At 36.3% G+C, this 6,215-nt stretch carries 5 protein-coding genes and 1 pseudogene; 5 read left to right on the top strand and 1 reads right to left on the bottom strand.

Annotated features, from left to right (window positions below; genetic code table 11):
* A partial coding sequence (locus DD627_RS07615; RefSeq protein ID WP_286984610.1) for a transposase occupies window positions 1-694 on the bottom strand: 694 nt, incomplete at its 3' end.
* A gap of 344 nt (window positions 695-1,038) precedes the next feature.
* Here DD627_RS07615 and DD627_RS07610 point away from each other — a divergent pair.
* The 5 genes and pseudogenes from DD627_RS07610 (at window position 1,039) to DD627_RS07590 (ending at window position 6,176) form a co-directional block, all read left to right on the top strand.
* Window positions 1,039-2,792, top strand: a pseudogene (locus DD627_RS07610) (PTS lactose transporter subunit IIBC).
* Between the two features lie 29 nt (window positions 2,793-2,821).
* Window positions 2,822-3,682: a PRD domain-containing protein gene (locus DD627_RS07605; RefSeq protein WP_260275008.1), complete on the top strand. Its 861-nt coding sequence runs from the start codon at window positions 2,822-2,824 to the stop codon at window positions 3,680-3,682.
* A gap of 33 nt (window positions 3,683-3,715) precedes the next feature.
* A complete protein-coding gene (locus tag DD627_RS07600; RefSeq protein ID WP_260275007.1) occupies window positions 3,716-4,069 on the top strand; it encodes a PTS lactose/cellobiose transporter subunit IIA in 354 nt (117 codons plus the stop codon).
* A 33-nt stretch (window positions 4,070-4,102) separates the two neighbouring features.
* Window positions 4,103-5,524 (top strand): 6-phospho-beta-galactosidase, encoded by a 1,422-nt coding sequence (lacG, locus tag DD627_RS07595; RefSeq protein WP_260275006.1) that lies wholly within the window; start codon window positions 4,103-4,105, stop codon window positions 5,522-5,524.
* Window positions 5,525-5,711: 187 nt separating this feature from the next.
* Window positions 5,712-6,176: a universal stress protein gene (locus DD627_RS07590; protein ID WP_057783674.1), complete on the top strand. Its 465-nt coding sequence runs from the start codon at window positions 5,712-5,714 to the stop codon at window positions 6,174-6,176.
* Window positions 6,177-6,215: the final 39 nt, after the last annotated feature.

Genomic DNA, 6,215 nt, shown 5'->3' with positions numbered 1-6,215 from the left:
AAACAGCCTTAGAATCATTAACTTTTATTTCATCAAGATGAAATAAACGCCATTGAGATTTTAAAATATGATAAATTCGTGAATGCTTATCTTGGATAGTACGAATGGTCTGCGTGCGTTCATTATCTAAGGCACGCCCAGCCAGTTGAATAATATGGAAACGATCGATAATCGTGGCCGCATTGGGAAATAAGCGATGAATGAAGCTGCCATATTCAGCATTCATGTCAATCGTCACTGATTGAACTTGGGCACGTTCTTGAACCGAAAAACGAGCTTCAAAGTAGTCAATGATATCTTTACTTAGCCGATCTTTTAAAGTAACAATTCGGCGATGACTAACGGCATCGCAACAATTAAAGGACATCCAGTGATTACAGGAACGAAATTCATCAAAGCAAAGATTCTCTGGGAGATGTTTAACACGATAGGCTAAGTGAATATTGGCATTTAGGATTCGTTGAACACTGCTTGGCGAAATTCCACAAAGTTTAGCAATTTCTTTACTCGTCAACATATCGCGTGCCAAAACGATCACTTGATGTTTGATATTATGTGTGAAAGTTTCGTTACGATTAACCAACTTAGTTTTAGCACCACAGGTTTTTGAACAATCTTTACATTGGTATCTTTGACGTTTTAAATGCATTTCGTAACGACCACCGGATAAGGTTCCTAAACGCAGGTGACTCATGTGAGTTCCGTTTTTAATTAAGCTTTTATGGCCACAATGTGGGCACTTTAAAAGTTGATAAGACAAAGTTGCATGGACGACATGAATTGGAACACCGTTCTTTAGAAATACCAGTGACAATTAAGTTTGGGTCTGTTATTTCGAATAAGCATAAGATAGAATTAGTTAGGGACATCTGAATTTCCTCTTTTCGATTTGTTTTGGCGATTAAATCGTAGCACAAAGAGGACAGATGTCCTTTTTTATTTTTCTGATTTTCAAAACAGACAAAAAACCGGTATTAGTTATTCACCAATACCAGAAAGTGTAGACCCATTTTATTTATATAGGAAGGAAGTTATATTATGAATTTCATAATTAGTAGACTTGAAAAGCATCAAGCGTTCTTTGAAAAGATCTCCAAGAATATTTACTTGATGGCAATTAAAGATGGTTTCTTAGCAGCAATGCCAATTATTCTTTTTTCAAGTGTCTTTATTCTTTTAGCAAATATTCCAACGTTGATTGGGTTAAACGTTCCAACTGATCTAATTAATTGGTTCAACAAAATTTACAATTATACGATGGGATTTGTTGGTTTTTATGTAGCTGGTACAACGGCTAAAGCGTTGACTGGTTCTATGAATCACAAAATTAAAGGTGGAAAATTTATCAATAGTACTTCCACCATGATGGCTGCAATGTGTGGTTTCATGCTATTAGCTATTGGAACTACTAAGAGTGGTGCTTATCTGGGTACATACTTTGGTACTGAAGGAATTTTATCAGCTTTTGTTTCTGCATTTGCAACTGTAAATATTTACAGATTTTGTGTGGAACGAGATATTACGATTAAAATGCCCAAAGAAGTTCCAGGCACAATTTCACAAAACTTCCGTGACATTTTTCCATTTGCGTTTTCTGTATTAGCTTGTGGAATTGTTGATGTAATCGTTCGAGCAACATTACACGTTCCATTTTCAGCTTTAATTGCAACATTGATCCAACCACTATTTAAAGGTGCTGACAGTTATGCTGGATTAGCCCTTATTGAATTTTTAATTCCAATGTTCTGGTTCTTAGGTATTCACGGCCCTTCAGTTGTCAAACCAGCCTTTGAAGCTGCATTGTATGGCAATACTACTGCTAATCTTACGCTGTTCAAGGCTGGTCATTTTCCAATTCATGCTTTAACAGAAAACTTTTTAAATTTCGTTGGTGAACTTGGTGGAACTGGTGCAACGTTTGTTGTTCCTTTTATCTTTATTTTTCTGATGCGCTCAAAACAGATGAAAGCAATTGGTAAGGCGTCAGTAATTCCAGTTATGTTTGCGGTTAACGAACCTTTGTTATTTGGAGCCCCAATCATTTTGAACCCTTACTTCTTTATTCCGTTTGTTATAACACCAATGATCAATGTTCTTATTGGTAAGTTATTCATTGATTTACTTCATATGAATGGCTTTATGTATATTCTATCGTGGGCTTTACCTGGACCAATCGGGGCGTTTATGGATACTAATTTTCAGCCAATATCCTTGCTTTTGATGGTCATCTTGCTTGTTCTTGATACATTAATTTATTTACCATTCTGTCGTGCATTTGATGCTACTTTAGTGGCTAAAGAAGCCCAGGTTGACGCACAGGAGGCCGTTAGTGTTAATGGTACACAAGTAGTTGACAATAATGCAGAAGCAGCGGTTGTAGAAGAAAGCAGTAGTGATACTGCAACAGTATCTAAAACAGAACAAACAAATTCGAGTTCGAATCTGAGTCAGAGACTTGCACGTGAGGTTAAGGTTCTTGTGTTATGTGCTGGTGGTGGTACCAGTGAGCAGCTTGCAATGCCTTAACTTCAGCTGCAAAACAGTACAAGGAGCCAATTGTGGCAAGCGCTGGTGCTTATGGTTCACATCATGATATTTTACCAAATTATGATATGGTTGTTTTGGCACCCCAAGTGCGAACTTATTATGATGATTTAAAGAGTGATACGGATCGATTAGGCATCAAGTTAGTTGCTACTAAAGGTCAACAATATATTGCCTTAACTCGAGATCCTGAGAAAGCTTTAAACTTTGTTTTGGATAATTTGAAAGGTACAGACTTTACTAAATAATATAAAAAGTTCTTACTGGAGGTGGGAAAATGCGACTAGTGATTCGTTCAGTATACAATAACAATAGTGTGCTCGTTGAACTAGGAAAAGGAAAGCAAGCCATTGTATCCGGCAAGGGTATTGGTTATCAAAAACGTCCTGGGGATGAAATTTTGTCATCGGATGCGGACAACCTTTTGTATTTGGAAGATGATCGTATTAAAAAACATTTTGCCACATTGCTCAAGGACGTTCCGATTGATATTGTTGTCACTTCATTTACAGCTATTGATATGGCTAAGAAGACGTACCATTATTCAGTTTTAAATTATATCTATGTCACCTTAACTGATCACATTTTTCAAATGTATAAGCATTTAATGAACGGAAAATATCAAACAAGTATGGTGCCGGATATTCATGAACGGTATCCAACTGAATATGCAATTGCCAAAGACGTATTGAAGCTGATTAATAAAAATTTAAATGTCCATTTTCCAGACGCTGAAATAAAGAATATTGCCTTACATTTTATTAATGCAAAAGGTGTTGATGCTGAATCAGATCCGACCGATACCTTAAGTATGAAAGTGAACAGAATTGTGAATGCGGTGTTCAAGGAATATGGGATAAAACGTAATTTAAACAATCAAAACTATTTTGATCGATTGATGATTCATTTACAATATTTGGTTGAAAGAGTACAGAACAAAACTCTTGATGATCATGTTTTGAATAATAATATTGAACAAGATTTTCATCGACTTTATCCAAAATCATATGAAATTTCTGGAAAGATTTGTGGACAGTTAGAGTCAAACTTGAAGATTACTTTGAATGAAAATGAAAGGGTTTACTTTATCATTCACATTCAAAGGTTAATTCAGGAAAGTGAAAATGTGCTGCCTTAGCAGTAATTTCTAAATAAATGGAGGATATATAATATGGCTACTAAAGAAGAAATTTCAATGACTGGGTTTGCTATTATTGCCTATGCTGGTGACGCTAAAACTGATTTAATTGAGGCCTTGCAGGAGGCTCGTAAAGGTAATTTTGACCATGCCCGCTCTTTGGTTGAAGAATCTAACCAATCAATTGTGGATGCCCACAATGAACAAACTAAACTGCTTAGTAAAGAAGCGGGTGGTAGTGACATGGATGTGACGTTTATTATGGTTCATGGTCAAGACACATTAATGACAACCATGATGCTAAAAGATGAGGTGACATTCTTTATTGATGAATATGAACGTATTCACAAAATAGAAACACAACTCGGAATTGATGCACCAAAGTAGTTGCGAGCCTAGAATGAGGAGAGTGAAATTAGTATGACACTATTGAAACGTGTGAAGTCTTTACCAAAGAATTTTGTTTGGGGAGGTGCTACTGCGGCCTATCAAGTAGAAGGAGCCACGAAGGTTGATGGAAAAGGGAAAACCATGTGGGATGACTATTTAAAACAGCAGGGGCGGTTTGCGCCTGATCCGGCAAGTGATTTTTATCATTTATATCCGGAAGATATTATGTTGTCCAAGATGTACGGTCTCAATGCAATTCGTTTATCCATTTCATGGACTCGCATTTTCCTTGAAGGTTATGGAAAACCAAATCAAGCAGGGGTAGATTATTATCATCGATTGTTTAAATGTTGTATTGATAATGGGGTGACACCGTATGTCTCTTTACATCATTTTGACTCACCGAAGACCTTGTTTGAAGATGGTGATTGGCTAAACCGGAAGAATATTGACTATTTTGTAGACTATGCTGATTTCTGTTTTAAGGAATTCTCTGAGATTGAAAATTGGTTTACAATTAATGAGTTAATTTCTTTAGCATTTTCTCAGTATATTCAAGGTAATTTTCCACCTAATCATCATTTTGATGTATCTAATGCAATTCAAGCTGAACATAATGAACTACTGGCCCATGCGCGGGTTGTTAATTTATTCAAAGATAAAGGTTATACAGGGAGGATTGGCTTAATTCATGTGCTACAGCCTGTTTATCCTTATCCAAACACACCGGAAAATACACATGCTGCTCAATGTGAAGATGCTTTTATGAACACCTTTTTACTCGATGGGACTTTTAAAGGTGAATATGAACCGGATACAATGAAATTAGTAAACGAAGTTTTAAAAGCTAACGATGCGCATCTCACCATTGAACCAGGAGATATGGAAACTTTGAAAAAGGCTTCAACTCGTAATGATTACTTTGGAATGAACTATTACCAACCATCATTTGTTGCGGCATATAATGGCGAAAGTACGAACACGTTTAACGGTACAGGCGAAAAAGGTACGAGTTCGTTTAAGTTTAAAGGCGTCGGTCAGCATGTTAAAAATCCAGAAATTCCTACAACCGATTGGGATTGGAATATTTATCCTAAAGGTCTGTACGACATGCTTAAATGGGTTAGCAAAACTTATAAGAATTGTAAAACAATCTATATTACTGAAAATGGCCTTGGTTATAAGGATGAATACAAGGGTATTGGTGAAGAAATTGATGATGAACCACGAATTGATTTTATTGATCAACATGTAGAAGCCTTGCTCAAAGCAAGAAATGAAGGTGTTGATGTTCAAGGGTACTTTGTTTGGTCGTTGCAAGATCAATTTTCTTGGGCAAACGGGTATAACAAACGCTATGGCCTGTTTTACGTGAACTTTGATACGCAAGCTCGCGAAATTAAAAAAAGCGCCAAGTGGTTTAAAGAGTTAGCTGACACAATGGGTAGTTAATATTAATTTAATGCGTTTATCTTATTATGTTAAAAAGAAAGTTCTAGATGTAAACATCTGCCGGTCTGCATGAATGTTTACATCTGGGACTTTTTTTACGGGATGGATAAATTTTTCTCAAATGGTAGCGCTACAGGCTAATATTGATTATAATCAACTTAGAAGACTGAAGTGAGAGGTAAACCCAATGCAATACAATAGAATTCTGGTTCCGGTGGATGGCTCAAAAAATGCTGAACTTGCTGTGACTAAAGCTGTGTTTACTGCCAAACGAAATTCGGCACATTTAGATATTATTTCTATCATCCAAACAAGCCGTTTCTTAGATGTTTATGGGCACATGGGATCAAATACAGATTATTTAGATATCACCTACCGAAGAACCAAAGAATATGTTGAAATGTTACAACAAACTATCCATGAAAAATACAATTTTGATGATGTGTCAGTTTCAATTGAATCTGGCAATGCAGCTAAGATCATTGCTGAGGTGGCTCCTAAAAAGTTTGGCGACGATTTGATCATGATGGGTGCAACAGGAATGAGCGCTTTACAACGGACAATGATTGGCTCTGTAGCGGATTATGTCGTGCGCGTGGCCAAGTGTGATGTTTTGTTGGTCAGAACTGATCTAACGAATAAATTACAGTAAAAACTTGTATTAAACTAAAAAGGTGTATCCAATAAACGA

The sequence above is a fragment of the Pediococcus sp. genome (assembly GCF_003533255.1).
Classification (GTDB): Bacteria; Bacillota; Bacilli; order Lactobacillales; family Lactobacillaceae; genus Pediococcus; species Pediococcus parvulus.
Note: the sequence above shows the minus strand (reverse complement) of the source record. Positions and strands in the feature narration are given on the sequence as shown.

What these genes read in the sequence shown, in the direction of transcription:
- DD627_RS07605 (WP_260275008.1), top strand. Translation starts at nt 2,822, where the DNA reads ATGCGACTAGTGATTCGTTCAGTATACAATAACAATAGTGTGCTCGTT.
- DD627_RS07600 (WP_260275007.1), top strand. Translation starts at nt 3,716, where the DNA reads ATGGCTACTAAAGAAGAAATTTCAATGACTGGGTTTGCTATTATTGCC.
- lacG (WP_260275006.1), top strand. Translation starts at nt 4,103, where the DNA reads ATGACACTATTGAAACGTGTGAAGTCTTTACCAAAGAATTTTGTTTGG.
- DD627_RS07590 (WP_057783674.1), top strand. Translation starts at nt 5,712, where the DNA reads ATGCAATACAATAGAATTCTGGTTCCGGTGGATGGCTCAAAAAATGCT.